Source organism: Microbacterium phyllosphaerae (assembly GCF_050628115.1).
GTDB classification, from domain to species: Bacteria; Actinomycetota; Actinomycetes; order Actinomycetales; family Microbacteriaceae; genus Microbacterium; species Microbacterium phyllosphaerae_A.
Genome location: NZ_CP192502.1, coordinates 3,755,951 through 3,781,097, shown reverse-complemented (window position 1 = coordinate 3,781,097; position 25,147 = coordinate 3,755,951). Strand labels below are relative to the sequence as shown.

The following is a 25,147-nucleotide window of genomic DNA, read 5'->3' as shown; positions in this document are numbered from 1 at the left end:
CCCGGACGTGCGATTACTTGTTGACGGCGAAGCCCTGCGAGTTGCCGTACTCGACCAGCGCGTCCTGCCAGGTCATGAGGCCCTCGTTCAGGTCGGTGCCGTTCTGGTACGACTGGCCCACGGTGTCACCGAAGATGCTGTTGCCGTAGACCTGGTAGGGCAGGTAGTTCCAGCCCTCGACGACGTCGTCGGCCGCGGCTGCGAGGACCTCGTTGATCTTCTGTCCGCCGAAGTACTCGGGGGCGTCGGCGAGGAACTCGTCGCTCGAGAGCTCGGCGGTGGTCGACGGGAATCCGCCGGACTCGAGGAACGTCGAGATGCTCTCCTCGGAGTTGTTCAGCCACCACAGGAAGCCGGCTGCGAGTTCCGGGTTCTTGCTCTGCGTGGTCACGGCCTGGCCGCCGCCGCCGTTCTCTGCGGTCGCCGGGGTGCCGTCGTAGGTCGGCATCGGCGCGACGCGCCAGTCACCGGCGCCGTCCGGAGCTCCGGTGATCAGGTTGCCGGGCATCCAGGCGCCGATCACGAGGGTCGCCAGGCTGCCGTCGCCGAGGGCGCGGAACCACTCGTCGCTCCAGCTGCCGTACGGGGCGAGCAGGTCTTCTTCGACGAGGCGGTTCCAGTTCTCGGTCCACTTCTTGGACCCGTCGTCCTGCAGGTCGATCGTGACGTCGGTGCCGGAGGTGGCGAAGGGCTTGCCGCCTGCCTGCCAGATCATCGAGGTCGCGAAGCCGGCGTCGCCGGTGTCGTTGGTGATGTAGGCGTCGGGGTTGGCGGCGTGGATCGCCTTCGCGGCCTCGTAGTACTCGTCCCACGTGGTGGGAACGGCGACGCCTGCGGCATCGAACACGGCCTTGTTGTAGAAGAGCGCCATGGGGCCGGAGTCCTGCGGCAGGCCGTAGATGGCGTCACCGTCGGTCACGGAGTTCCAGGTCGAGGCGGTGTAGTCGTCCTCGAAGTCGGCGAAGCCGTACTGCGAGAGGTCGACGAACGCGTCGGTCAGGGCGAACTGCGGGAACGCGTAGTACTCGACCTGCACGACGTCGGGGGCGCCGGATCCGGCCTTGATGGCGTTCTGGAGCTTGGTGTACTCCTCGTTGTTGGTGCCCGCGTTGACCACGTTCACCGTGACGTTCGGGTACTCCTTCTCGAAAGCCTCGACCTGGGCCTCGGCAGAGGGAGTCCACGACCAGTACGTGATCTCGCCGCCCTTCTCGAGGGCCGCTTCCACGGAGTCGAACGAGCCGTCGCCGGAGGCTGAGCCTGAGCCTGCGTCGCCGGTGCTGCAACCGGCCAGCGCCAGCGCTGCCACGGTTCCGGCCGCGAGCACGGCGAGGGTGCGCCGTGCGGCCGGGGAGGGAAGGTGCTTCATTGCTGTGTCCTTTCGGGGGTGCGGTCCAGCGTCGGACCGACGTGTGCGGTGCAGAGGGTTGCCGGGAGCTACTGCTTGACGCTTCCGGCGGTGAGACCTGACTGCCAGAAGCGCTGCAGCAGCAGGAAGGCGATGACGATCGGGATGATGGTGAGCAGCGAGCCCATGATCACGAGGTTGTAGATCGGCTGGGACCCCGCGCCGATCGCCTGCGAGCTCCACTGATTGAGGCCGACGGTGAGCGGGTACCACGCGGGGTCGGACAGCATGATCAGCGGCAGGAAGTAGTTGTTCCAGGTCGCGACAACCGTGAAGAGCGCGACGGTCACGATGCCGGGAGCGAGCAGTCTCATCGAGATCGTGAAGAAGGTGCGGAACTCGCCGGCGCCGTCGATGCGGGCGGCCTCCAGCAGCTCGGTCGGCACCGACTCCGAGGCGAACACCCAGATGAGGTACAGGCCGAACGGGCTGATCAGCGACGGGATGATCACGGCCCACGGCGTGTTCGTGAGACCGAGCTCGCTGAACAGCAGGAAGGTCGGCACGGCGAGGGCGGTGCCGGGCACGGCGACGGCTCCGAGGACGACGGCGAACACCGCGCGGCGACCGGGGAAGCGGTACTTCGCCAGTCCGTAGCCGGCCATGGTGGCAAGCAGCGTCGCACCGCCGGCACCCACCACGACGTAGAGGAGCGTGTTGCCGAGCCAGCGCAGGAAGATGCCGTCCTGGTACGAGAACGTGGCCACGAGGTTGTCGAAGAACGCGAAGTCGTCGGAGAACCACAGGCCGAACGAGCTGAAGAGTCCCGACTGCGTCTTGGTCGAGCTGAACAGCAGCCAGACGAGCGGTACGAGCGTGTAGAGCGCGTACGCGACCATCACGATGAGCAGCGTCTTGGACTTGCGCGGGTTCATCAGGTCGTGGCGCTTCTGCGAGGGGCGAGCGAGGGGGAGTGCCATGTCAGCGCACCTCAGACTTCGAGCCGCGCAGCTGCACGACGTAGGCGATCACCGCGGTGATGACGCCCATGATGATGGCGATCGTCGCGGCGTAGTTGAACTGCTGTCCGGCGAACGAGAGGTTGTACGCGTACATGTTGGGTGTGAAGTACGTCGTGATCACGTTCGGGGCCAGTGGGCGCAGGATGTTGGGCTCGTTGAAGAGCTGGAAGCTGCCGATGATCGAGAAGATCGTGGCGATCACGAGGGCGCCGCGGACGTTGGGGATCTTGATCGAGAAGATCGTCCGCCACGCGCCGGCGCCGTCGAGGGACGCCGCCTCATACATGTCGGTCGGGATCGTCTTCAGCGAGGAGTAGAAGATCAGCATGTTGTAGCCGACGAACTGCCACGTCACGATGTTTCCGATCGAGACCAGGATCCATTCGCGAGCGAACGGGGTGATGAGGTCGCTGCCGAGGAAGTCGTTGAAGTTCGACGTCAGACCGAACTGGTCGCCGTAGATGTAGCCCCACATGAGCACGGCGACGACGGCCGGCACCGCGTACGGCAGGAAGATCAGGATGCGGAAGAAGGACGCTCCGCGCAGGCGTGCGCTGTCGAGGGCGAGAGCTGCGGCCAGCGCCAGGACGAGCATGATCGGCACCTGCACGACGAGGAACAGCACGACGCGGCCGAACGCCTCCCAGAACTGGGGGTCGGTGAGTGCGCGCACATAGTTGTCGAATCCCACGAACGCGGTGCCGCCGATCAGCTTCTCCTGGAAGAAGCTGAGGTACAGCGCGTAGGCGAGAGGTGTCAGGAACACCAGCGCGAAGACGACCATGAACGGGCCCACGAAGGCCCAGCCCTTCCAGTCGCGCTTCTCGCGCCGGCGGATGCCGTTGCCCGCAAGTGCTGCGGAGTCTTGAGTCGTCATTGACGAGAACCTTCTTAGAGATCGAGCGCTCACCGCGCCGTGTGTCAACGTCAACATATGCGATGCGCTGCTAGTGTGTCAACGTCAACATATGAATGGATGGTTGATCGTGACCTCGGAGCAGTCGGCAGAGCCGCCGCAGCGGCGAAGAGACCCGTCGATGGAAGACGTCGCGCGTGAAGCCGGCGTCTCCGGGCAGACCGTCTCCCGTGTCGTGAACGCCCGAGGCTATGTCGGGGCAGCGACCAGAGTCCGAGTCGAAGACGCCATGCAACGACTCGGGTACCGCCCCAACAGTGCTGCTCGGGCACTGCGATCGGGCCGATTCCGCGCCATCGGGGTCATCATGTTCTCGTTCAGCTCTTACGGGAACCAGCGCACGCTCGACGCGATCGCCGTGCGTGCCTCGCAGATGGGATACGCGCTGACGCTGATCCCGGTCGAGTCGAGTGCCCGCGACACCGTGGCGGGAGCCTTCCGCAGGCTCGAGGAGCACGCGGTCGACGGCATCATCATCGTGATCGAGGCCCATCAACTCGATGAGGCCGAGGTCGAGATCCCCGACGGGCTCCCCGTCGTGCTGGTCGACTCGAACCGCGGAGACGCGCATCCCTTCGTCGACACGGATCAGGCGCAGGGAGCCCGACTCGCGACCGAGCATCTGCTCGACCTCGGTCACAGGACCGTGTGGCACATCGCGGGCCCTGCGAAGTCGTACTCGGCGGAGCGTCGACGGGAGTCCTGGCGGCAGACGCTCGAGTCCCGCGGGGTGACCGCTCCCGATCCGCTGCAGGGCGACTGGTCAGCGGAGTCCGGCTATCGCGCGGGGCTCGGACTACGTGACGATGACGCGGTCACAGCGGTGTTCGCGGCGAACGACCAGATGGCGATCGGCGTCGTACGGGCGTTCCGTGAGGCCGGGCGCGACATCCCCGGAGACGTGAGCGTGGTCGGCTTCGACGGTCTGCCGGACGCCGCGCAGCTCTGGCCCCCGCTCACCACGGTGCAGCAGCACCCGGAACGCGTGGGCGCGCTGGCCGTGGATGCGCTGCTCGCCGAGCTCGACGGGGGAGAGCGCGCTCAGACACCCCTCGTCGGCACCGAGCTCGTGGTGCGCGAGAGCACGGCATCCCCTCGCCGCTGAATCAGGCGGCTCGTCGTCGACGCGCGAGGATCATGTCTTCTCCGGGGCGTTCTCGTCGGCGCCCGTTCGTCGGCGGATCATGGCCTCGGCCGGGATGCCGCGCGAGAACAGTATCGACAGCAGGCTGATCGCAATCAGTCCCACGAATGCCACGCGCAACGATGAGAGCTGCGAGGCGCGGTAGATCTCCGCCAGTTCGGTCGCCTCGTCATCGGTGAGACCGGCGGCCTCGCCGAGACCGACCACGTCGGCCGCCGGGATCACGGTGACGCCGCGATCCGTCGCCGTGCTCACGGTCGCGCGCACCTCCGCAGGAAGAGCGCTCGCGGCGACGTCGGAGGCGAACGATGTCGACAGCGCCCCGATCAGGAGAGAGCCGATCAGAGCGGTGCCGAGCGACGACCCGAGGTTCTGGAAAACGCCCTGCAGCCCGCCTGCCTCGCTCGTGTCCTTCTCGCTCACACTCGACATGTTGACGTTCCCGAGCTGGGAGGCCAGAAGCCCCAGCGCGCTCCCCGTGAAGAACATGCCGACTCCGAACAGCACGCCCCGCAGATCCTCGGTCACGGAACCGAGCAGCAGCACAGCGCTGACGACCAGCACCCACTGCCCGACGCGGACGATGCGGCGAGGCGACCAACGCCGCGACAGGGCCGTGCCCACGATGGAGAACAGCACCAGGGCCACGGAGAGCGGGAAGATCTTGATTCCGGTCTCGAGCGCGTCGAGCCCGAGCGTCATCTGCAGGTACACCGGCACCATGAAGAACAACCCGGCCGTCACGGTGTACTGGGCGCCGAGCACCGAGAGACCGCTGCGCAGAGTGGTGATGGAGAGCAGATCCGGCTGCATCAGAGGTGGCCGCCCGTCGCGCAGCAGCCGGCGCTGCCACCGGATGAACAGGGAGATCAACGCAGCTCCGAGGCCGATGCACCACGTCGTCAGGGAGACTCCCAGAGGAGCGAGAGCGACCCCGCCGATCTCGGGCGTGTGCAGCGGGATCACCCACCCCCAGGTCTTGCTCTGCAGCATTCCGAAGACGATCAGCACCAGACCTGCCGACGACAGGAGGACGCTGCCGATGTCGATGCGGATCTTCTGCCGCGGCGTGGAATCCGTGATGATCCGCGCACAGAGCACGACACCGAGCATGATCACCACCTCGGCGGCGAACACGAACCGCCAGCTGGAGTAGGTCGTCACCGCGCCGCCGATCAGCGGGCCCGCGGCGACCGCGGCTCCCGAGACGGCGCCGATCACGGCGAAGGCGGTGACGCGCTCCCGCCCCCGGTAGTTGTCGGCGACGAGCGCGGCGATCGCCGGGATCACCAGCACCGCACCGAGCCCCTCGATGATCGACCAGCCGAGGAACAGGAATCCCACCGACGGGCTCACTGCGGTGAGCAGGGACCCCAGCGCATACACGCAGGAGCCGATCACGAAGGCGCGGCGTCGCCCCCACACATCGCCCAGCTTGGCTCCGAACAGCATGAACGCCGCCATCGTGAGCGTGTAGAACGTGATCGCCGCCTGCATCGCCGCCACCGAGGTGTCGAGGTCGCTGACGACCGTCGAGATCGACACGTTCATGACCGTGCCGTCGAGGACCATCACGAACTGCGCGGCCCCGAGCACGACCACGACATTCCATTTCCTCATGACTGCTCCTGGGGTGCAGGCGCGGCCGCGGCCGGGGGCGCAGGTTCGTAGGCGGGCCCGCGGGATCCGCGAATGATCCTGGCCACCGCCGTGATCAGGAACAGCTGCCCGGTGATCGCCTCTGCGACAGCGATCGTCTGGACACCGGCGGAGACGGGAACGATGTTGCCGTACCCGGTGGTGGTGAGCGTGGTGAACGAGAAGAAGAGCTGGCTGGACAGCGAGTTCACGACCTCCTCCCCGAATGCGGGCGATGCCGTGAGCAGCGCGACCAGGTTGTAGAGCAGCGTGAAGAACATTCCGACGAGGACATACGCCGCCGTCGCGGCCAACAGCGCCTCGATGTCGAGTCCGCGACGCTGCACCTGATGCCGGATGATCGCCACTGGTGCGATGAAGAAGGCGACCATCGACGCGGTCGACAGGGCGATGTCGAGGAACTGCCCCTCGGTTCCGAGCGCGGTCGTGATGATCGCTGCGACGCCCGCCACCGCGAGGATCACCCATGCGACGCGCTGCACGCGTCGGTGAGCCCGGGTGACCCGGAGCACGACGGCGACGGTGACGAGCTGCACGAGGAACGCCGGCGGACTCGGGTTGCTCGTGTCCTGGATCGCGCACAGCCCGTAGGTGACGACGAGGAGCACCAGGACGAACCAGTATCCGCTGCGCCATCCGGCGGCCGTCGATCCCGCAGGAGTTCGGAGACTCGGCTGAGGGCTGCGCCGTGCGTCGTCAGATCCCATGAGGACTCCTCACTCGCGCGCCGGTGGGAGGGAATCGCGCCGGTCGTCCGAGAATCCTTCGCCAGTATCGCTCCGACCGCTCGGGTGCCGCAGTGGGACGTCATCCTCTCAGGGTGAGCCCGGCCCGACAGCCCTGGCCGGAGCGGGACCTCACACGCGCAGGGTGAGGTCGGGGGCGGATCCTGCCCCGCGCGACGCTACGGTGGCGGCATGACCGACCTGAGCATCGGCACCCTCACCGCCGACCCCACCGTGATCGCGAAGCTGGATGCGCGCAGATTCAACCGGCACACCTTCTGGTGCGGGCAGAGCGGAAGCGGCAAGACGTACGCGCTCGGAGTCGTGCTGGAGCAGCTTCTGCTGCACACCGAGCTGCCCATGCTGATCCTCGACCCGAACGCGGACTTCGTGAGACTGGCGGAGACACGCGACGGCGCGCCCGTCGAGCACTCGGATCGGATCGCGCAGACCGACATCCGCGTGTTCCGATCCGGGCATCAGGAGGGTGAACGTCTGCACGCGCGATATCTCGATCTGTCACCGGCCGCGAAGGCGGCCGTGCTGCAGATCGATCCGATCGCGGATGCTGAGGAGTACAACGTCCTGCTGCACTGGTCCGTGAGCGCGACGGAGTTCGACACCGACAGGATGCTGCAGGAGTTCCGGGCCTCCGGTGAACCCGCCCGGGTGCGTCTCGCCAATCGCATGGAGAACCTTCAGGTTCTGGAGTGGGATCTGTGGTCCCGAGGAGCGCACTCCGTCGTCGACGTGATCGATGGACGGCCGAGGGCGACGGTGCTCGACCTCGGAGGGTTCGACCACCCGGCCGAGCCGAAGGTCGCAGCCCTCGCCGTGCTGGAGCAGCTCTGGTCGCGCAGGGAGAGCCGTCGACCGATCCTCATCGTGATCGATGAGGCGCACAACCTCTGCTCGCCCGAACCTCGCAACGCGGTGGAGCGAGCTCTCACCGAGCAGCTCGTGCAGATCGCGGCAGAGGGCCGCAAGTTCGGCCTCTGGTTGTTCCTCTCGACTCAGCGACCGACCAAGATCCACCCGAATGTGCTCTCGCAGTGCGACAACCTCGGCCTCATGCGCGTCAATGCTCCGCGCGACATCGCCGAGCTTGCCGAGGTGTTCGGTTTCGTCGGCGAGGACGACATCCGCCGAGCGCAGGGATTCACGCAGGGTCAGGCTCTGTTCGCCGGTGGATTCATCGCGCAGCCGACCTTCGTGCAGATGGGAGCGCGGCTGACGGAGGAGGCAGGCGGCGACGTCGTCGTGCCCCTGCGTGAGTGACGCGGCGCGCGACGGGAAGCGTCAGCGCCAGATGACGGCGATGGCGGCATTGAGAGCGGTCAGGATGCCGACCAGCCAGAACATCACCGGCGGCACGGAGCCGGCCTTGCGCTGCTTCGCCGTGCCGATGCCGAGGAGCGCGCCGATCAGGAGCAGCACCACGAGCTTCGTGCCGATCTTGGCGTAGTTCATCTCGACGCCCTCGGGGAGGCCCCACGGGGCCGCGAGCGCGAGGCCGGCGACCGCGGCGATCGTCATGCCGATGCTCATCAGGCGCGTGAACTCGTGCTTGCCGCCGAAGGCCTGCACAGCCCAGGCTCCGAAGAGCACGGCGAAGCCGATGAGATGGACGAACAGAACGACGTGGCGCAGAGTCTCCATGCCCTCACGGTACGAGCACGCGGGGCGTGCGCGCCAGCAAGGGGAGGCTGACCTCAGCCGCGCAGATCGCGCACGAGGAGGGCGGTGCGCAGCGCAGCATCCGCAGCTTCCGCACCCTTGTCCTCCTTCGAGCCCTCGAGCCCTGCGCGATCGAGACCCTGCTTCTCGTCGTCGAGCGTGAGGACGCCGAATCCGACCGGCTTTCCGGCATCGAGCGACACGCGCGTGAGGCCGTCGGTGGTGGCCGCCGAGACGTACTCGAAGTGCGGGGTGCCGCCGCGGATGATCACGCCGAGTGCCACCACGGCATCGGCGCCGCCAGCGAACGCCGCTTGCGCGGCGAGGGCGAGTTCGAACGACCCCGGCACGCGGACGAGCCGATAGGCGGCATCCGCATCGTCGAGCACGCGCTGCGCACCGGCGATCAGGCCGTCGGTGATGACGTCGTGCCAGGTGCCGGCGACGATGACGACCTTGAGGCCGCGTCCGTCGATCTTCTCGGTCTTGGGTGCTCCTGCGCCGCTCATGAGTGATCCTTCTTTCCGTCGGCGAGAGCCTCTGCGAGCTCCGCCTCACCGATGATGTGACCCATCCGGTCACGCTTGGTCTCGAGGTACTGGTGGTTGTTCGGGCCGACTCCGACGATCAGTGGAACCTGCTCGACGACGTCGAGTCCGAGGCTGCGCAGCTGATTCACCTTGTCGGTGTTGTTCGTCAGCAGACGCACCTTCGACACTCCGAGGTCGGCGAGGATGCCGGCGGCGGCCGCGTAGTCGCGGGCATCCGCAGGGAGCCCGAGCGCGAGGTTGGCGTCGACCGTGTCGAGGCCCTCCTCCTGAAGGCTGTACGCGCGGAGCTTGTTGATCAGGCCGATGCCCCGACCCTCGTGTCCGCGCATGTAGATGACGATGCCGCCCTCCTGCTCGATCGCGTCGAGTGCCGCATCCAGCTGCGGACCGCATTCGCACTTGAGCGAGCCGAAGGCCTCTCCGGTCAGGCACTCCGAATGCACCCGGACGAGGGCGGTCTCGCCCGGTTCGCCCGAGACGACGGCGATGTGATCGGTGCCGGTTACGCGGTCCTTGTAGGCGAGGAAGCGGAAGGTGCCGTGGGTGGTGGGCACGGTCGCGTCCGCGCGCAGGCTCACCCGACGGCTGGCGCGTTCCGGCGCCCACCCGGTGGGATCGATCTCGTTGAGGTGGGCGATGAGCTGCTCGATCGTGATGACCGGCACGCCGTCTCGCGCCCCGAGCTCGATGAGACCAGGCAGTCGCATCATGCTGCCGTCTTCGGCGACGACCTCGGCGATGGCGCCGACCGGGCGGAGGCCCGCGAGCTTCATGAGGTCGACGGCGGCCTCGGTGTGGCCGCTGCGCTCGCGCACGCCGCCGTCGACCGCACGGAGGGGGAGGACGTGCCCGGGGCGGATGATGCTGGTGGCCGTCGACTCCGGGTTCGCCAGGACGTTCAGCGTGTGCGCACGGTCATGCGCACTGATGCCGGTGGTGACGCCCTCCGCCGCGTCGACGCTCACCGTGTACGCGGTCGAGCGCGCATCCTCGGAGGCGGCGACCATCGGCGGCAGGTTCAGGCTGTCGGCGAGGTCGGTCGGCATCGGCGCGCAGATGAATCCGGACGACCAGCGGACCGTCCAGGCGACCCACTCGGGCGTCGCGAGCTCGGCCGAGAGGATGACATCGCCCTCGTTCTCGCGGTTCTCATCGTCCGCGACGAGGACCGGTCGCCCGGCGCGAAGGGCCTCGAGGGCCTCGGGGATGGTGGAAAGGCTCATCGCGAGCCTCCTTCCGGTGCTGCCCTGAACGCCAGCAGGCGTTCGACGTGGCGGGCGAGGATGTCGGTCTCGAGGTTCACACGGTCGCCGACCGCTCGGGATCCGAGGGTGGTGGCGGCGAGGGTCTCGGGGATCAGCGAGATCTCGAACCAGTGGCTCGCCGCATCCGCTGGGCTCACAGCGCTCACGGTCAGGGATGTGCCGTCGACCGAGATCGAGCCCTTGTCGACCACGAGCGGGGCGAGATCGTCCGGCAGTGCGATGCGCAGCACGCTCCACTGCTCACCCGGTCGCACGTCGACGACGCTGCCGACTCCGTCGACGTGTCCCTGCACGATGTGGCCGCCGAGGCGTGCGCCGACCGGCATCGCCTTCTCGATGTTGACGCGCGTCCCGACGGACGCTCCGCCGAGGGCTGCGACGTCGAGCGTCTGCTTCATCACGTCGGCGTCGAAGCTGTCGGTCGTCGAACCCACGACCGTCAGGCAGACTCCCGAGACGGCGATCGACTCGCCGTGGATCGCGTCCGAGGCGGCCCTCGGCGCGCGCACGGTCAGTCGCCACCCGTCTCCCGCGGGCGAGATCGCGGTGATCTCGCCGATCTCCTCGATGATTCCGGTGAACATCAGGCGGCTCCTTCTTCGAGTTCGAGCACAGGGGTGGCGATCGCGAGCAGATCGGCGCCGAGCGGCAGCCATTCCTCGACCGTCAGACGGTGGGCGGCGTCGATCGTGGCGACGCCGATGTCGGTCAGAGCGAGCCGGTCGCCGCCGATCAGCACCGGCGCGATGTAGGCGAGCACCCGGTCTGCGAGCCCCTGCGCGATGAATGCGCTCGCGAGCGTGGGGCCGCCTTCGACGAACACGCTCTGGATGCCGCGCGCGTGCAGATCCGCGAGCACGGTGTGCAGATCGTGCGTGTCGTAGAAGAGCGGGGTCTGCGGATGCCGGCGGATCGCGGCCTCGTCGGGGGTGGGCCGCGAGCCGATCACGACCGGGATCGGCTGCGCCTCGTACAGTGCGTCTCCGTCGCGCGCAGTCAGGGAGGGATCGTCGGAGAGCACCGTGCCGGTGCCGACGGCGATCGCATCTGCCGCCGCACGGCGTCGGTGCACGTCGGCGCGTGCCTCGGGTCCGGTGATCCACTGGCTGGAGCCGTCGGATGCCGCGGCGCGGCCGTCGAGCGACTGCGCCCATTTCACGGTCACATGCGGCCGACCCAGTCGCTGGGCGGTCAGCCAGCCGTCGATGATCCCGTGGGCGACATCGGCCTGCTCGCCGGCGTCGACGCTCACTCCCGCGGCGCGCAGGCGCTCGGCGCCGCCGCCCGACACCGCGCCGGGATCGTCGAGGGCGTAGACCACTCGGGCGACGCCCGCCTCGATGAGCGCGAGCGCGCAGGGACCGGTGCGCCCCGTGTGGTTGCAGGGCTCGAGGGTGACGATCGCGGTCGCTCCTCGCGCCGCCCCCGGCTCGAGCTTCGAGAGCGCATCGACCTCGGCATGCGGGGTGCCAGCGCCATGGTGCCATCCTTCGGCGAGCACCATGCCATCGGGGTCGAGGATGACTGCGCCGACCTGCGGGTTCACTCCGCGTGGGCCGAGGGCTGCGAGTTCGAGCGCACGGGTCATCGCCCGGCGTTCCGTCTCGTTCACTGCCATCCGTGGTCCTCTCTGAGGCTCCGGGGGTTCTCCTCGAGGGGAGACGCAGGCAGAACGCGCGCACGGCGGCGCACCGTGCTGCCTCCCTTCCGGACTAGCGAGGCTGGGCCTCGCACCACCGTCGGTCCCGGAATTCCACCGGATCGGCACCTCGGAGAACCGAGACGCTCGCGGACTGTCACCGCCGGTTCGGATTCTCACCGACCCCGGAGCACGTTGATGCTCTGAGTGTACTCAACGCGTCTGAGGACATTTCATTCCGCGTCGAATTGCTACTTCAGCAACCGGGACAGGCGCCGATCGGCGAGCGGCTTGCCCCCGGTCTGACAGGTCGGGCAGTACTCGAGAGAGCGGTCGGCGAAGAACACGCTCCGCACGGTGTCGCCGCACACGGGGCAGGCCTCGCCGCGGCGGGCGTGCACCTGCATCCCTCGACGCTTCGCGTCTTTCAGGTCTGCCGGAGGCTTGCCGGACGCCTCGGCGACCGCGTCGGTCAGGGTCGTCTGCATCGCCGAGAACAGTCGGTCGACCTCGTCATCGCCCAGCTTGTCGGCGATCGCGTACGGCGACATGCGCGCGGCGTGCAGGATCTCGTCGGAGTAGGCGTTGCCGATTCCGGCGATGACGCTCTGATCGCGCAGCAGACCCTTGATCTGCGTGCGCCGCCCATGGAGCAGACCGCCGAAGACCTCTCGTGTGAAGGTCGGTTCGAGCGGATCAGGGCCGAGCCGCGCTATTCCAGGAACCTCCTGCGGATCACGCACCACGTACACGGCGAGCGACTTCTTCGTGCCGGCCTCGGTCAGGTCGAATCCGCTCTCGTCGTCGAGCGCGACCCGCATGGCGATGGGCGACTTGCCTGGTTTGATCAGCGTCGTCGGCAGATTCTCGTACCAGCGCAGCCACCCGGCCTTGGCGAGGTGGAACACGAGATGCAGGTCGTCGCCGCACGAGAGCACGATGAACTTGCCGCGTCGAGCGGCCGCGGTGATCCTGGCTCCGTGCGGCGCCGTGTTCGGGGGATCGTACGTCTTCAGCGCCGCGATGGCGCCCACACTCGTGCGGACGATCGTGCGTCCGACGGTGCGCTCGGCGAGGAATGCGGTCAGGCCCTGGACTTCTGGCATCTCCGGCATGCGCTCATCCTGTCATCGGGGTGGGACACCCGGCTAGGGGCGCAGCTCAGAGGACGGGCCAGTGCACCGGTGCACGGTCGTCCGTGGCCAGAAGCCCGCCGAACCATCCGTCGTCGCGGCCGCGCTCGCTGGTGAGCGCCTGGCGTCCCAACCCCTCGTACCGGAACCCGAGCGCGCGTGCCGCCCTGGCGGAGGGCACATTGCCCGCGACCGCGCGCCAGTCGAGCCGAGCCAGACCGAGCTCTCCGAAGCCCCAGTCGACGACGGCGCGCGCCGCCTCGACGAGATAGCCGTTGCCGCGGGCCTCGGCGGTGACCCAGTATCCGATCTCCGCATCCCCGCCGGTGTGGTGTTCGGTGACGCGATGCAGTCCGACCGAGGCGACCAGCTCGCCGTCACGGTACGCACACCAGATGGTCTGGCTGCCGTCGGCCCACCATTCGCGGATCAGGCGCACATAGTCCTCTGCATCTGTGCGCCTGTACGGGCTCGGCACGGTGGTCCACCGGGGTATCTCCGGATCCTGGCAGGCGGCGGTGATCGCGTCGATGTCAGTCTCATCCGGCACGTGCAGGACGAGACGCTCGGTGGTGAGAGTGACCGGTTCCATCCGTGCATCCTATGGGCGGCGGAGTCGCTGCCCAGAGACCCGGGAGCCGGTGTCGGTGCCCGCGGCTAGGCTTGTCCGGTGACTGTGCCGGGGATTCTGCGCGCCTTGGAAGAGGCATCTCTTTTTCGTGACGCCCTGACGTGGGCCCAGACCGATGCCGATCTCGGCCTGGTCGACGGACTCGACGCCCCGGCGCTCGCCGGTCTCCTCGACAAGCGGCGAGCGGCCGGGCAGCCGCCGGCGCTCCTCACCGTCGTTCCGACCGGTCGCCGAGCCGAGAGCCTCGCCGCAGCGCTCGGCGCCTACATCCCCGACGCCGAGGTCGTGACCTTCCCGGCCTGGGAGACTCTTCCCCACGAACGGCTCAGCCCGAGCCCCGACACGGTCGGACAGAGGCTCCAGACCCTTCGCCGCATCGCCGAGTGGTCGGGCGATCACCCGCTCGTCGTCGTCGCATCGGTGCGCGCCGCCCTGCAGCCGATCGCAGGCAACCTCGGTGAGATCGCGCCATTGGAGCTGCGTGCAGGAACACGCGGTCACGAACTCGACCATGTCGTCGAACAGCTGATCGAGCGCGCCTACTCGCGAGTGGACATGGTGTCCCGACGGGGCGAGTTCGCCGTGCGCGGCGGCATCCTCGACGTGTTCCCGGCGATCTCCGAGCATCCGTTCCGTGTCGAGTTCTTCGGCGACGAGGTCGATCAGATCCGCGCGTTCTCGGTCGCCGATCAGCGCTCGCTTCCCGGCGACGTCGACGGGGTCGACCTGCCGCCGAGCCGAGAGCTGCTGCTCACCCCCGACGTCCGCGACCGCGCGAGAGCGCTGATCGGCGGGTTTCCCGCGATCGCCGGAATGCTCGAGAAGATGTCCGAGGGCATCCCCGTCGAAGGCATGGAGTCGCTGCTTCCTGCTGTCTCGGGCCCGCTGAAGTCGCTCGCCGAATACCTGCCGGAAGGCAGCGCGACGGCCGTCGTCGACCCCGAGCGCTCGAGCGCCCGCGCGATCACCCTGGGCGAGACGAACCGCGAGTTCCTCGACGCGGCCTGGAGCGCGGCCACCTCCGGAGCATCCGCGCCGATCGATCTCGGCGCCGGAGACTTCCTCACGATCGCCGAGCTGCGCGAGGTGGTGCGCGACCGCGGCGGCGTGTGGTGGCGACTGAGCCCGTTCTCGATGGGGGGCGAGGACGCCGAGACGATCGACGCCTCTGTCATCCCTTCGTTCCACGGCAACGTCGACGGCGCGATCTCGTTCGTCGACGCCAAGGTCGCCGACGGGTGGCGCGTCGTCGTCATCGCGGCGGGTGCCGGTCTTGTCGACCGTGCCCGCGATGTGCTCTCCGACAGGGGCATCGCCGCCCGCATCGTGTCCGAGCTCGTCGATGCGCCCGACACCGGCGTCGCGACGCTGGTCACCGGCTCCGTCGAGGCCGGATTCCAGATCCCCGAGGCGAAGCTCGCGGTCCTCACCGACAACGAGTTCTACGGCCGCACGATCGGCGGCGACCAGCGCGTCGTCAAGAAGCTCGCCTCCCGCCGCAAGAACGTCGTCGATCCGCTGCAGCTCAAGCAGGGCGACTTCGTGGTGCACAACACGCACGGCATCGGCCGGTTCGTCGAGATGACGCAGCGCGAGGTGTCCACCGGAGGTCGCAATGCGACCAAGTCCGTGCGCGACTACCTGGTGCTCGAATACGCGCCGTCCAAGCGGGGCTACCCGGGCGACAAGCTGTACGTTCCCACCGATCAGCTCGACCTGCTCTCGAAGTACGTCGGCGGCGAGGGGCCGACCCTCTCGAAGATGGGCGGCAGTGACTGGTCTCAGGCCAAGGGCAAGGCCCGCAAGGCCGTGCGCGACATCGCGGTCGAGCTCGTCAAGCTCTACTCGGCGCGCATGAGCGCGAAGGGGCACGCGTTCGGGCAGGACACCCCGTGGCAGCGCGAGCTCGAAGAGGCGTTCCCGTTCGCCGAGACCCCCGACCAGCTGCAGACGATCGATGAGATCAAGGCCGATATGGAACGGCCGATCCCGATGGACCGTCTGCTCTCGGGCGACGTGGGCTTCGGCAAGACCGAGGTCGCCGTGCGTGCGGCGTTCAAGGCGATCCAGGACGGCAAGCAGGTCGCGATGCTCGTGCCGACGACGCTGCTCGTGAAGCAGCACCTCGAGACCTTCACCGAGCGCTTCGCCGGGTTCCCCGTGAAGGTGCGCCCGCTGTCACGATTCCAGACCGACAAGGAGGCACGTCTGACGCTCGACGGCCTGCTCGACGGCACGGTAGACATGGTCATCGGCACCCACCGGATCCTCACCGATCAGGTCATGTTCAAGGACCTCGGCCTGATGATCATCGACGAGGAGCAGCGCTTCGGGGTCGAGCACAAGGACACCCTCAAGAAGATGAAGACCAACGTCGACATCCTCGCGATGAGCGCCACGCCGATCCCGCGCACGCTCGAGATGGCGGTCACCGGCATCCGCGAGATGTCGACGCTCGCGACACCGCCGGAAGACCGGCATCCGATCCTGTCGTTCGTCGGACCCCGCAGCGACAAGCAGATCACCGCGGCGATCCGACGGGAGATCCTCCGCGAGGGGCAGGTGTTCTTCGTGCACAATCGTGTGCAGTCGATCCAGCGGGTGGCGGCGCAGCTCGCGGAGCTCGTGCCCGAGGCGCGCATCGCGGTGGCCCACGGTCAGATGGGCGAGCATGCTCTCGAGCAGGTCGTCGACGACTTCTGGGAGCGAAAGTTCGACGTGCTCGTGTCGACAACGATCATCGAGACGGGCCTCGACATCTCGAACGCGAACACGATCATCATCGACCGTGCCGACAAGTACGGGCTCAGCCAGCTGCATCAGCTGCGCGGCCGTGTCGGGCGCGGTCGTGAGCGGGCGTACGCCTACTTCCTGTACGACGAGATGAAGCCGCTCAGCGAGACGGCGGCCGACCGTCTGCAGACGATCGCGGTCAACAATGATCTCGGCTCGGGCATGCAGGTCGCACTCAAGGACCTCGAACTCCGCGGTGCGGGCAACCTGCTCGGTGGCGAGCAGGCCGGACACATCGCCGGCGTCGGCTTCGACCTCTACCTGCGGATGATCGGCGAGGCCGTCGCGACGTTCCGCGGCGAAGACGTCGAGTCCGGGCAGGAGCTGCGACTCGAGCTCCCGCTGGATGCCCGCATCCCCGAGTACTACATCGACAGCGAGCGTCTGCGGCTCGAGGCCTATCAGAAGCTCTCCGCGGCGTCCGCCGCGACGGCGAAGGACGACGCGATCGATCTCGTGATCGACGAGCTCACCGACCGCTACGGCACTCCGCCCGACGAGGTGGAGGGTCTGATCGCGGTCGCCCGTCTGCGTCGCCGCGCGGCCAGGGCAGGGCTCGCCGACGTCGTCGTGATGGGATCGAACCTCCGCATCGCGCCCGCTCGTCTGGAGGATTCGATCAAGGTGCGTCTGCAGCGTCTCTACCCGAAGGCCAAGCTCGTGGCCGGGGGAGAGGCTCTCGTCGTGCCGATGCCGACGATCCCCGCCGCGGTCGGCGTCGGTCTCGAGCCACTGCCGAACGCGGAGCTGCTCGAGTGGGTCGGGCAGCTGCTCACGGCGATCTTCCCCGAACCGGCGAAGGTCGAGTGACGGCGCCGCTCCAGAGACAGGATCTCTAGAGCGAGAAGCCGCCGTCCGTCGTCAGCACCTGACCGACGACCCACGACCCCGCGTCGGTGCAGAGCCACCCGATCAGTCGGGCGGGGTCGTCGGGGCGCCCGACCCGTCCGAACGGTGTGCCGGCGATCCAGTCGTCCATCCCGGACAGGTCGCGGTCGGTGGTGTCTGCGTCGAGGTACCCCGTGTTCACGGGACCCGGGTTCACGGTGTTCAGCACGATCCCGACATCGAGGAGCTCGGCGGCGGTCGAGCGCGTGATGCCCGCCAGCGCCGCCTTGCTCGTCGCGTACGAGATCTCACCGCGCATCGCACCGTGCCCCTGACCCGAGGTCATCCAGATCACGTGAGCCGTGGGCGTCTCGAACGTACCGAGCGAGGGGATGCCGTCGCCGGGGCGTGCGACAGGAGACGTGGCCCCACCGAGGCCATCCCGGACGCGGCGGGCCAGCCCAGCGGTGAGGAGCAGCGAGGCCCGCGCGTTGGCCTGCCAGTGGGCGTCGAGTCGCTCGGATGTCATGTCGAAGATCGTGCCGTCGCCCCCGCTCATCGCCTGGTTGCAGACGACGATGTCGAGCCACCCCGACAGGGACCATGCTGCATCGAGCAGTGGTTCGATGCCGGCCGAGTCGCGGAGATCCGCCTCAGCATCGCCCATCACGGCCCCGGGTACGAGCGAGTCACGGATGCCCGCTCGCACCGCGTCGAGATCGTCGCCGCCCCACGGGTGGTCGAGATCATGCGGGCGGAAGTGGTGGAAGAACACGTTCGCGCCGAGGGACGCGAGGGTCGTGGCCGTCGCGAAGCCGATGCCGCGGCGACGGGAGACACCGGTGACAAGGGCGGTACGGCCGAGGAGGGGGAGTTCGGGGGAGTGCATGACAGAGGCCTTTCGATCGCGGTGCCGGAGCGCGCAGACGTGCGGCCCAGCGGCAGGGGGGAGGATCGAGTCACCGGCATTGCATGGGCGACAGCGTAGCAGCAGCGCTCCCGACCGCTCGGGGCCTGGAGTCGTCTTCTCTCGATACGCCCCGCAGCACTACGCTGGCGACATGTTGTACGAGCACCTCGGGGCTCGGCCCCGGATCCATGACACCGCCGTCGTCGCTCCCACCGCCGTGATCTCCGGTGATGTCGAGATCGGCGCCGGCTGCCAAGTGCTGCACGGCGCCGTGATCACGGCCGAGGGCGGACCGATCACCCTCGGCGAGCACGTCATCGTGATGGAGAACGCGCTCATCCGCGCGACAGCCGCGAACGCCGTGCACATCGGCTCGCACACCCTCGTCGGCACTCTCGCGAGCATCGCTGGCGCCACGGTCGGTGAAGAGGTGTTCTTCGCATCCGGTGCACGGATCTTCAACGGCGCGCTGGTCGGCGATCACTGCGAGGTACGCGTCAACGCGATCGTGCACCGGCGTGCGGTGCTGCCGGCCGGCACGGTCGTGCCGATCGGATGGGTCGCCGTCGGCGACCCCGTGCAGCTGCTCTCGCCCGACCGCGAGGAGGAGATCTCGGCTGCGCAGCCCGAGCTCGACTTTCCCGGGCACGTCTTCGGCGTCGATCGCGACACCCCCGATCTGATGGTGCAGCTGACCGAGCGCTACGGCAGCTCGCTCGCGCGTCACGCCCACGATGTGCGTCTCGACGTCGACGGCCGCGCGGCGGGTCGAGGGTGAGCGAGGGCGCAGGGCTCGTCCGACCCGATGTGAGTGCGGCCGACGCAGCCGCGATCGCTCGGGAGCGCTATGGAATCGAGGTGGTGGCGAGCGAACTCGGCAGCAATCAGGATCGCAACTTCGTGCTCGTCGAGACCGACGGCTCGCGCAGCGTCCTGCGAGTCGACAATCCGGTGTTCGGTGACGACGCCCGCGACGCGCAGCATCAGGCGCTCGAGGCCTATCGGGCGGCGGGCGTGCCGGTCCCCGCCGTGCTGCCCGGTGCGGACGGCGCGCTCACGCAGCGATGGCACGGATTCGCGGTGCGGCGCAGCGAGTTCGCTGACGGCGAGCCCCTCGTCGATGCCGGGTATCTCGCACCGAGCGTGCTCGCGGAGTTCGGCGCGCTCGCGGCGGCATCCGTGAATGCGCTCGCCGGTCTAGAGCATCCGGGCCTCACTCGCGAGCACATGTGGGACATGCGCGTCGCCTTCGAGCAGGTCACGGTGCTGGCGCCGTCGGTGACCGATGCGGAGCTGCGCTCGCGTGTGCGCACGGCATCGGACGACGCGCAGAAGGCGGTGGCGGTCGTGGCTGATCGGCTGCCGGTGCAGCCGATCCATGGCGACCTCACCGACGACAACGTCACCGGCCGGCGGGGCGCGGACTCGCGACTGCATCCTCACGTCGTCCTCGACCTCGGTGACCTGGGCCTCGGCTGGCGCGTCGCCGAACTCGCGGTGTGCGTCTCGTCGATGCTCCACCACGAACCCGATCGGCCTCTGCGCGCGCTCGACACGATCGCCGCGTTCCACGCCGGTGCTCCGCTCAGCCGCGACGAGGCTCTCGCCGTCTGGCCACTGGTCGTGCTGCGATCGGCGCTCCTTGTCGCCAGCGGTTGGCGGCAGCTCGAGATCGACGGCGACAATGACTATGCCCGGGAGCGGGTCGCGGGTGAGCAGGCCATCTTCGACGCCGCGACCGCTGTTCCGCTCGCCGAGGCGACGGAGCTGGTGCTCGACAGGCTGGGTTTCGACTCGCCCGCGTTCGAGGTGCCCGTCGTCGAGGCACCAGTGGTGGACGGATCAGAGGGGGAGGTGCCCGAGCGCGAGAGTATGGAGGACGACGCACCACCGCCCGACCGTGCTCACCTGACGTCCCCGCTCGCCACTCTGCTCCCTGAGCTGGACGGCCGCATCGTCGTGGTCGATCCCGGCGTGGAATCCGACGCACTGGGTGCCGGCCGCTGGACGGCGCCTGGTGCCGAGGCAGAGCTCATCGCCGGGGCGCACGCGCAGGGTGCGCGTGCCGCCGTGGTTCCCTACGGTGTGTTCCGTCTCACGCGCACCGAGGTCGACACCTCGGATGCCGCGGCCACCTGGCCGGTCGAGACCGAGATCCACGTCGCTCCTGGGCCGTCGTCGCGCATGATCGCCCCGGTCGAGGGCGACCTGAAGATCATCGACGGCAGTGTGCGCATCGCGATCGACGGCGGGTGGGAACTCGATCTCCGAGGGCCTGACTTGGAGCCGACACGAAACGGCAGAGTCGAGAAGGGTGAGAGCATCGGCCGACTCGCTGCGTCGTTCGAGATCAGGACGCTGGTCGTCGGACTCCGGCGGGCGGATGCTCCGTCGCTGCCTGTCGAAGCCATTGCCGCACACCTGGTCACGCCTGACAGAGTCGACGCCTGGCGTCGCTTCACCGCCGACCCCGCACCTCTGCTCAGCCTCGCGTCGCACGCGCAGCGCGACGGCGCGGACGACGAGCTGCGCCGCCGCGAGCGGATCTTCGCCGAGGCGCAGGAGCGCTACTACGAGCACCCGCCGCAGATCGAACGCGGTTGGCGGCATCACCTCGTCGACACCACCGGCCGCAGCTACATCGACATGGTGAACAACGTCGCCGGCCTCGGCCATGGGCATCCGAAGGTCGCCGACGCGGCAAACCGACAGCTGAAGACCCTCGCCACGAACTCGCGCTTCCTGTTCCGCGACCTCGCCGAGTACAGCGAGCGCCTGATCGCGCTGATGCCCGAGGGCAGCGGACTCGACACGGTGCTGCTGGTGAACAGCGGCTCGGAGGCGGTGGATCTCGGCATCCGTCTGGCGCAGGCGGCGACAGGTCGACGCACCGTCGTGGCGCTTCGCGAGGCCTATCACGGCTGGACGATGGCGAGCGATGCGGTCACGACCAGCGCCTACGACAATCCCCAGGCTCTCGAGACGCGACCCGAGTGGGTGCACGTGGCAGATGTGCCCAACTCCTTCCGCGGCACGTACCGCGGAGACGACACGGCCGAACGATATCTCGCCGACCTCGCGGCGGACCTCGATCGTCTCGCCGCGGACGGCCGCGAGCCCTCGGCGTTCCTCTGCGAATCCGTGCTCGGCAACGCCGGCGGTGTGCTGCTGCCCGACGGATATCTGGCGGGCGCCTACGATCTGGTGCGTGCCCGGGGCGGCCTCTGCATCGCTGACGAGGTGCAGGTCGGCTTCGGCCGCATGGGCTCGAGCTTCTGGGGGTTCGAGCGGTCCGGCGTCGTGCCGGACATCGTCACGATCGCGAAGCCGATGGGCAACGGATTCCCGATCGGGGGAGTGATCACCTCGCGGCGGATCGCCGATGCACTCAGCAGCCAGGGGCAGTTCTTCTCCTCGGCAGGCGGCAGCACCCTCAGTTGCCGAGTCGGGCTGGCGGTGCTCGATGCGATGGTCGAGGACGACCTGCAGCACAACGCCCTCGAGGTGGGTGCGCGTCTGGCCGAGTCTCTCCGTGCGCTGTCGAACCGGCATCCGCTCGTGGGTCCTGTGCACGGCGAAGGCCTCTACCTCGGAGTCGAGCTCGTGCGGGATCACGAGAGCATGCAGCCGGCGGATGCCGAGGCCGCCGCGATCTGCGAGCGGATGCGAGAGCTCGGCGTGATCGTGCTCACCACCTCCGAGCGTTCGAACGTGCTGAAGATCAAGCCGCCGCTCTGCGTGACGATCGAGAGCGCCGAGCATGTGGTCGCGATGCTGGATCGGGTGCTCTCCGAAGGCTGGTGATCGCTGAAGTCTTCGAATCCCGCGGGGATTCGCGATGTTAAATGCGTATTTCGAATCAGATCCACTCTTCCGCTGATGATTCTCCCGGGTACATACTGAGCGTCAGCGTCGGATCGCCCGAAGTCCGACCCATGCGCTGTTCCCGAAGGAGTACTCATGGCCACGCCCCTGAAGACCAAACCGCTCGCTCAGGGCGGAGGGTCTCTCCGCCGCAACCTCGGACTCTGGGCGATCGTCGGTCTCGGCCTCGGCTACATGACGCCGACCGTCGTGTTCGACACGTTCGGGATGGTGGCCCGCGATACCGACAACGTCGTCCCCGCCGCCTACCTGGTCGCCCTCGTCGTGATGATCTTCACGGCAATCAGCTACGGCAAGATCTCCCGCGCGATCCCGAGCGCAGGCTCCGCCTACACGTACGTCCGCGAATCCATCCACCCGAACCTCGGCTTCATGGTCGGCTGGACCTCGCTGATCGACTACGTGCTGCTCCCGATGGTCAACTGCCTCATCATCCGCAGCTACCTCGAGGCGCTGTTCCCCGACATCCCCGGCTGGATCTGGGTGGTGCTGTACTGCATCCTCGTCACGAGCATCATCTACATGACCATGCGCGGCACGTCGAACATGAACATGATCCTGCTCGTGTTCTCGATCGTCGTGATGGTCGTGTTCGTCGTCATGGTCGTCGCCCAGCTCATGCGCGGCGAAGGTGCGGCCACGATCGCCTCGGCCGCCCCGTTCATCCACGACGGCGCGACCATCAGCGCGGTCCTCATGGGAGCCACGATCGTCTGCTTCTCGTTCATCGGCTTCGACGCGGTGACGATGTACGCCGAAGAGGCGAAGGACCCGAAGATCATGCCCAAGGCGATCCTCCTCACCGTGATACTCGGTGGAGCGATCTTCCTGATCGCGGGATACGTCACGCAGCTCCGCTTCCCCGACTGGAACGAGTTCGCCCCTGGCGGCGACATGCAGTACGTCGAGGACTCCACGCTGCCGATCATCGGAAACCTCGTCGGCGGCAACGTGCTCATGGCGGTGTTGACGGCTGCCGGGTTCTGCGCGACGCTCGCCTCGGGCCTCGCCTCGCACGCCTCGGTGTCGCGCATGCTGCTGGTGATGGGACGCAACAACGTCCTTCCGCAGAAGGCGTTCGGGTACATCAACCCCCGCACCCACACGCCCACGTTCAACATCGTGCTGGTCGGCGCGATCTCGCTGCTGGCGATCCCGTTCACGCTCGAGCTGATCGCGGCCTGGATCAACTACGGCGCACTGATCGCCTTCACCTTCGTCAACATCTCGGTGATCGCGTGGTTCGCGATCCGCAAGGGCCGGCGCCACACGCCGCGCGACATCTTCTCGTACATCGTGATGCCGGGAATCGGCATGCTGCTGACAGGGCTCCTGTGGGTGAACCTGCATGCCGATGCCCTCACCGGAGGCCTCATCTGGACGGCCATCGGCCTGATCTACCTCGCCGTGATCACGAAGGGCTTCCGCAAGAAGGTGGTCGCGTTCGACGAGAACCAGCCGGTGACCGGTTTCAACAAGGTCGTCAAGGTGCCTGTCGACGAGAGCTGAGCTCTTGCGCGCACAGCACAGGGATGCAGAAGAGCCGCCCACCTGGGAGGGGCGGCTCTTCTGACGTATGCAGGCGGAGACCGGCGGGTCAGATGACGCCCTGCGCGAGCATCGCGCCCGCGACCCGCTCGAAGCCGGCGATGTTCGCGCCCGCGACATAGTCACCCGCGACGTCGTAGCGCTCTGCGGCATCGAATGCGGCGCTGTGGATGTCTGCCATGATCTCGCGCAGCTTGTTCTCGCTGGCGTCGAAGGTCCAGCGCTGACGGGATGCGTTCTGGCTCATCTCGAGGGCGGAGGTCGCGACACCGCCGGCGTTCGCCGCCTTTCCCGGAGCGAACAGCACGCCGGCGGCCTGGAAGGCGTCGACGGCGGCAGGCACGCAGGGCATGTTCGCGCCCTCGGAGACCGCTCGCACGCCGTTGGCGATGAGAGCCTCGGCCGCATCGAGGTCGAGTTCGTTCTGCGTCGCGGAGGGCACCGCGATGTCGACGGGAACCTCCCAGACACTGCCGCCCTCGATGAAGCGCGCACCGGGACGACGGTTGGCGTACTCGACGATACGAGCGCGCTCGACCTCTTTGATCTGGCGGAGCAGGTCGACGTCGATCCCGGCGTCGTCGACGACGTAGCCGGAGGAGTCGGATGCGGTCACGGCGGTCGCGCCGAGCTGCGTGGCCTTCTGGATCGCATAGATCGCGACGTTGCCAGAGCCCGAGACGCCGACGCGCTTGCCGTCGAGCGAGTCGTTGTGCACGCCGAGCATCTCCTGCGCGAAGAACACGGCGCCGAAGCCGGTGGCCTCGGTGCGCACCTCTGCGCCGCCCCAGCCGGTGCCCTTGCCCGTGAACATGCCGGATTCGTGACGGTTGGTGATCTTGCGGTACTGGCCGAAGAGATAGCCGATCTCGCGGCCGCCCACTCCGATGTCGCCCGCGGGGACGTCGGTGTGCTCGCCCAGGTGGCGGTACAGCTCGTTCATGAACGACTGGCAGAAGCGCATGATCTCACCGTCCGACCGACCGTGCGGATCGAAGTCCGAGCCGCCCTTGCCGCCGCCGATGCCTTGCCCCGTGAGGGCGTTCTTGAAGATCTGCTCGAAGCCGAGGAACTTGATGATCGAGAGGTTGACAGACGGGTGGAAGCGGAGCCCGCCCTTGTACGGGCCGAGGACCGAGGAGAACTGGATGCGGTAGCCGCGGTTGACCTGCAGGCGGCCGGCGTCGTCGACCCACGGAACCCGGAACAGGATCTGTCGCTCCGGCTCGACCAGACGCTCGAGGATGCCGCCGTCGACGAACTGCGGATTGCGCGCGAGAACCGGGGCGATCGAGTTCAGCACCTCGTGCACAGCCTGCTGGAACTCGGGCTCGTGCGGGCTGCGGGTCAGGACCGTGTCGAAGACGGGCTGCACCGAGTCGGCGAGCGGGTGGAAATCAGCGGAAGACGAAGAGGTCACGCGAAAGAGCTTTCTGAACGGGGGAAGAAGATGATGCGTGCGATCGTGTCGCG

Annotated in this window: 20 protein-coding genes and 1 riboswitch; of the genes, 6 read left to right on the top strand and 14 right to left on the bottom strand. The window is 68.0% G+C overall.

What is annotated here, in order from left to right:
• Positions 1-13 precede the first annotated feature (13 nt).
• The 3 genes from ACQ4LY_RS18155 to ACQ4LY_RS18145 all read right to left on the bottom strand — a co-directional run bounded on the left by ACQ4LY_RS18155 (position 14) and on the right by ACQ4LY_RS18145 (position 3,247).
• The gene (locus tag ACQ4LY_RS18155) at positions 14-1,369 is read right to left on the bottom strand and encodes an ABC transporter substrate-binding protein (protein WP_431073805.1); all 1,356 of its coding nucleotides are present in this window, start codon (positions 1,367-1,369) and stop codon (positions 14-16) included.
• Between the two features lie 68 nt (positions 1,370-1,437).
• The gene (locus ACQ4LY_RS18150) at positions 1,438-2,283 is read right to left on the bottom strand and encodes a carbohydrate ABC transporter permease (protein WP_056311840.1); all 846 of its coding nucleotides are present in this window, start codon (positions 2,281-2,283) and stop codon (positions 1,438-1,440) included.
• Positions 2,284-2,329: 46 nt separating this feature from the next.
• Positions 2,330-3,247 (bottom strand): carbohydrate ABC transporter permease, encoded by a 918-nt coding sequence (locus ACQ4LY_RS18145; protein WP_431073803.1) that lies wholly within the window; start codon positions 3,245-3,247, stop codon positions 2,330-2,332.
• A gap of 160 nt (positions 3,248-3,407) precedes the next feature.
• Between ACQ4LY_RS18145 and ACQ4LY_RS18140 the strand changes: the two genes are divergently transcribed.
• Entirely contained in the window at positions 3,408-4,391 is a 984-nt protein-coding gene (locus ACQ4LY_RS18140) for a LacI family DNA-binding transcriptional regulator (protein WP_431073801.1), read from the top strand.
• Between the two features lie 30 nt (positions 4,392-4,421).
• Here the strand turns inward: ACQ4LY_RS18140 and ACQ4LY_RS18135 are convergent, their stop codons facing one another.
• Entirely contained in the window at positions 4,422-6,050 is a 1,629-nt protein-coding gene (locus ACQ4LY_RS18135; protein WP_431073799.1) for an MFS transporter, read from the bottom strand.
• Entirely contained in the window at positions 6,047-6,796 is a 750-nt protein-coding gene (locus ACQ4LY_RS18130; protein WP_431073797.1) for an ion channel, read from the bottom strand. Before ACQ4LY_RS18130 ends, ACQ4LY_RS18135 begins: the two co-directional genes overlap by 4 nt.
• Before the next feature lie 210 nt (positions 6,797-7,006).
• Here ACQ4LY_RS18130 and ACQ4LY_RS18125 point away from each other — a divergent pair, with 210 nt between their 5' ends.
• Positions 7,007-8,092, top strand: coding sequence for an ATP-binding protein (locus ACQ4LY_RS18125; RefSeq protein WP_431073795.1), 1,086 nt, complete (start codon positions 7,007-7,009; stop codon positions 8,090-8,092).
• 21 nt (positions 8,093-8,113) lie between these two features.
• Here the strand turns inward: ACQ4LY_RS18125 and ACQ4LY_RS18120 are convergent, their stop codons facing one another.
• From ACQ4LY_RS18120 to ACQ4LY_RS18090, 7 genes are all read right to left on the bottom strand, one after another.
• Positions 8,114-8,473 carry a Fe-S protein gene (locus ACQ4LY_RS18120; RefSeq protein ID WP_431073793.1) on the bottom strand — a complete coding sequence of 120 codons (360 nt, stop codon included), beginning with the start codon at positions 8,471-8,473 and terminating at the stop codon, positions 8,114-8,116.
• Positions 8,474-8,526: 53 nt separating this feature from the next.
• Positions 8,527-9,000 (bottom strand): 6,7-dimethyl-8-ribityllumazine synthase, encoded by a 474-nt coding sequence (ribH, locus tag ACQ4LY_RS18115; protein ID WP_056308824.1) that lies wholly within the window; start codon positions 8,998-9,000, stop codon positions 8,527-8,529.
• A complete protein-coding gene (gene ribA, locus ACQ4LY_RS18110; RefSeq protein WP_431073791.1) occupies positions 8,997-10,265 on the bottom strand; it encodes a GTP cyclohydrolase II in 1,269 nt (422 codons plus the stop codon). The genes ribH and ribA overlap by 4 nt, the downstream gene beginning before the upstream one ends.
• The gene (locus ACQ4LY_RS18105) at positions 10,262-10,891 is read right to left on the bottom strand and encodes a riboflavin synthase (protein WP_431073789.1); all 630 of its coding nucleotides are present in this window, start codon (positions 10,889-10,891) and stop codon (positions 10,262-10,264) included. The genes ribA and ACQ4LY_RS18105 overlap by 4 nt, the downstream gene beginning before the upstream one ends.
• A complete protein-coding gene (gene ribD / locus ACQ4LY_RS18100; protein WP_431073786.1) occupies positions 10,891-11,925 on the bottom strand; it encodes a bifunctional diaminohydroxyphosphoribosylaminopyrimidine deaminase/5-amino-6-(5-phosphoribosylamino)uracil reductase RibD in 1,035 nt (344 codons plus the stop codon). The genes ACQ4LY_RS18105 and ribD overlap by 1 nt, the downstream gene beginning before the upstream one ends.
• A 72-nt stretch (positions 11,926-11,997) precedes the next feature.
• Positions 11,998-12,143: riboswitch (FMN riboswitch) on the bottom strand.
• Positions 12,144-12,197: 54 nt separating this feature from the next.
• A complete protein-coding gene (locus ACQ4LY_RS18095) occupies positions 12,198-13,061 on the bottom strand; it encodes an Fpg/Nei family DNA glycosylase (protein WP_431073784.1) in 864 nt (287 codons plus the stop codon).
• Between the two features lie 46 nt (positions 13,062-13,107).
• Positions 13,108-13,671 (bottom strand): GNAT family N-acetyltransferase, encoded by a 564-nt coding sequence (locus tag ACQ4LY_RS18090; RefSeq protein WP_431073782.1) that lies wholly within the window; start codon positions 13,669-13,671, stop codon positions 13,108-13,110.
• A gap of 78 nt (positions 13,672-13,749) precedes the next feature.
• Between ACQ4LY_RS18090 and mfd the strand changes: the two genes are divergently transcribed.
• Positions 13,750-17,313: a transcription-repair coupling factor gene (gene mfd, locus ACQ4LY_RS18085; RefSeq protein WP_431073780.1), complete on the top strand. Its 3,564-nt coding sequence runs from the start codon at positions 13,750-13,752 to the stop codon at positions 17,311-17,313.
• A 25-nt stretch (positions 17,314-17,338) separates the two neighbouring features.
• On the opposite strand, the gene ACQ4LY_RS18080 is transcribed toward mfd, so the two are convergent.
• Positions 17,339-18,220 carry an SDR family oxidoreductase gene (locus ACQ4LY_RS18080; protein WP_431073778.1) on the bottom strand — a complete coding sequence of 294 codons (882 nt, stop codon included), beginning with the start codon at positions 18,218-18,220 and terminating at the stop codon, positions 17,339-17,341.
• Positions 18,221-18,392: 172 nt separating this feature from the next.
• Here ACQ4LY_RS18080 and ACQ4LY_RS18075 point away from each other — a divergent pair, with 172 nt between their 5' ends.
• From ACQ4LY_RS18075 to ACQ4LY_RS18065, 3 genes are all read left to right on the top strand, one after another.
• Complete coding sequence (locus ACQ4LY_RS18075; RefSeq protein WP_431073776.1) at positions 18,393-19,019, top strand: gamma carbonic anhydrase family protein; 627 nt, start codon at positions 18,393-18,395, stop codon at positions 19,017-19,019.
• Entirely contained in the window at positions 19,016-22,045 is a 3,030-nt protein-coding gene (locus ACQ4LY_RS18070; RefSeq protein ID WP_431073774.1) for an aminotransferase, read from the top strand. Before ACQ4LY_RS18075 ends, ACQ4LY_RS18070 begins: the two co-directional genes overlap by 4 nt.
• A gap of 156 nt (positions 22,046-22,201) precedes the next feature.
• Positions 22,202-23,635, top strand: coding sequence for an APC family permease (locus ACQ4LY_RS18065; protein ID WP_431073772.1), 1,434 nt, complete (start codon positions 22,202-22,204; stop codon positions 23,633-23,635).
• An 88-nt stretch (positions 23,636-23,723) separates the two neighbouring features.
• Here the strand turns inward: ACQ4LY_RS18065 and gdhA are convergent, their stop codons facing one another.
• Positions 23,724-25,094 (bottom strand): NADP-specific glutamate dehydrogenase, encoded by a 1,371-nt coding sequence (gene gdhA / locus ACQ4LY_RS18060; RefSeq protein ID WP_431073770.1) that lies wholly within the window; start codon positions 25,092-25,094, stop codon positions 23,724-23,726.
• Between the last annotated feature and the right edge of the window lie 53 nt (positions 25,095-25,147).

Excerpts from the sequence above, each read along its gene's own strand:
- ACQ4LY_RS18080 (WP_431073778.1), bottom strand. The coding sequence starts at position 18,220 with ATGCACTCCCCCGAACTCCCCCTCCTCGGCCGTACCGCCCTTGTCACC.
- ACQ4LY_RS18140 (WP_431073801.1), top strand. The coding sequence starts at position 3,408 with ATGGAAGACGTCGCGCGTGAAGCCGGCGTCTCCGGGCAGACCGTCTCC.
- ACQ4LY_RS18090 (WP_431073782.1), bottom strand. The coding sequence starts at position 13,671 with ATGGAACCGGTCACTCTCACCACCGAGCGTCTCGTCCTGCACGTGCCG.
- ACQ4LY_RS18155 (WP_431073805.1), bottom strand. The coding sequence starts at position 1,369 with ATGAAGCACCTTCCCTCCCCGGCCGCACGGCGCACCCTCGCCGTGCTC.
- ribH (WP_056308824.1), bottom strand. The coding sequence starts at position 9,000 with ATGAGCGGCGCAGGAGCACCCAAGACCGAGAAGATCGACGGACGCGGC.
- ACQ4LY_RS18125 (WP_431073795.1), top strand. The coding sequence starts at position 7,007 with ATGACCGACCTGAGCATCGGCACCCTCACCGCCGACCCCACCGTGATC.
- ACQ4LY_RS18065 (WP_431073772.1), top strand. The coding sequence starts at position 22,202 with ATGGCCACGCCCCTGAAGACCAAACCGCTCGCTCAGGGCGGAGGGTCT.
- ACQ4LY_RS18130 (WP_431073797.1), bottom strand. The coding sequence starts at position 6,796 with ATGGGATCTGACGACGCACGGCGCAGCCCTCAGCCGAGTCTCCGAACT.
- ACQ4LY_RS18095 (WP_431073784.1), bottom strand. The coding sequence starts at position 13,061 with ATGCCGGAGATGCCAGAAGTCCAGGGCCTGACCGCATTCCTCGCCGAG.
- ribD (WP_431073786.1), bottom strand. The coding sequence starts at position 11,925 with ATGGCAGTGAACGAGACGGAACGCCGGGCGATGACCCGTGCGCTCGAA.
- ribA (WP_431073791.1), bottom strand. The coding sequence starts at position 10,265 with ATGAGCCTTTCCACCATCCCCGAGGCCCTCGAGGCCCTTCGCGCCGGG.
- ACQ4LY_RS18075 (WP_431073776.1), top strand. The coding sequence starts at position 18,393 with ATGTTGTACGAGCACCTCGGGGCTCGGCCCCGGATCCATGACACCGCC.
- ACQ4LY_RS18150 (WP_056311840.1), bottom strand. The coding sequence starts at position 2,283 with ATGAACCCGCGCAAGTCCAAGACGCTGCTCATCGTGATGGTCGCGTAC.
- ACQ4LY_RS18135 (WP_431073799.1), bottom strand. The coding sequence starts at position 6,050 with ATGAGGAAATGGAATGTCGTGGTCGTGCTCGGGGCCGCGCAGTTCGTG.
- ACQ4LY_RS18120 (WP_431073793.1), bottom strand. The coding sequence starts at position 8,473 with ATGGAGACTCTGCGCCACGTCGTTCTGTTCGTCCATCTCATCGGCTTC.
- ACQ4LY_RS18145 (WP_431073803.1), bottom strand. The coding sequence starts at position 3,247 with ATGACGACTCAAGACTCCGCAGCACTTGCGGGCAACGGCATCCGCCGG.
- ACQ4LY_RS18105 (WP_431073789.1), bottom strand. The coding sequence starts at position 10,891 with ATGTTCACCGGAATCATCGAGGAGATCGGCGAGATCACCGCGATCTCG.